Origin of the sequence: Vibrio sp. 1562 (genome assembly GCF_033340155.1) — a bacterium.
In the GTDB taxonomy this organism is placed as follows: Bacteria; Pseudomonadota; Gammaproteobacteria; order Enterobacterales; family Vibrionaceae; genus Vibrio; species Vibrio alginolyticus.
Genome location: NZ_JAWOVY010000129.1, coordinates 1 through 1,008 on the forward strand (window position 1 = coordinate 1; position 1,008 = coordinate 1,008).

The 1,008-nt window shown below is 47.2% G+C and carries 1 protein-coding gene; it reads right to left on the bottom strand.

Features of this window, described 5'->3' with window-relative positions; all coding sequences use genetic code 11:
- Positions 1-1,008 (bottom strand): lysine-sensitive aspartokinase 3 (gene lysC, locus R7Z49_RS23680; RefSeq protein ID WP_318112161.1); only part of this gene is annotated, 1,008 nt, incomplete at both ends.

Consider the following 1,008-nt stretch of genomic DNA (forward strand, 5'->3'; position numbering starts at 1 on the left):
ACCAAACGCTTGCTTCGCATAGCCTTTACGTTCACTCATCTTGTTACCAATCAAGGCTACCAAACAAAGGTCATGTTCTACTTCGACCTTACACAACTCTTCCAACTCTTCACGTGCTGCTTGAGGAAGTTGTGGTGCGCCTCCTGAGGTATCAGTTTGATCCAGTGTGAGTGACACACTGATTTCTGATGTGGTGATAAGGTCTACCGAAATTTTGTGCTTGGCTAAAATCTCAAATACTTTTGCTAAGAAGCCGTACGCATGGAACATGTTCGCACTACGCAGAGTGACCATCGTTTGATTACAACGCAGAGCGAGAGCACGGAACAGCGGTGAGCTTTCGACTTGATGACGAATCCACGTGCCGCCTTTTTCTGGTTCTTTGGATGAGCCAACAAAAACCGGGATATCATGGCGCAGAGCAGGGACCAGTGTTGATGGGTGTAATATTTTCGCGCCAAAGTTAGCCATTTCAGAGGCTTCACTAAAACTGATCTCTGGGATTGGTGATGCTTTTGGTGCGATGCGAGGATCGGTCGTGTAAATACCAGGAACATCTGTCCAAATTTCAAGTCCAGATGCTTTCACACCTTCAGCAATCAAGGCTGCACTGTAGTCGCTACCACCACGGCCTAACGTTGTTGTATTGCCTTCTTCGTCAGAGCCAATGAAGCCCTGTGTGATGACGACAGAATCAAGACATAAAGGGATAAGCTTCTCTTGGGCTAGTTGAGCAATGGCTTTGATATTCGGTTCTGCGCGACCAAAGTTGTCGTCGGTTCTTAGCACTTCACGAATATCAAATCGCACTGCATTGATACCACGCTCTCGCATGAGTTGCGCCAAAATGTGCGTCGACATTAACTCACCACATGCCACAAGGTGGTCGGTCAGTTTGGTGTTTGCTTGAATTGAGGCGGCTTCTGCAAGGCTGGTCACGGTATCTAAAATTCCGTACACCTCTGAAGAAGCTTCTGTCGCATCTTCCAATTGAGCCAAAATGGAATC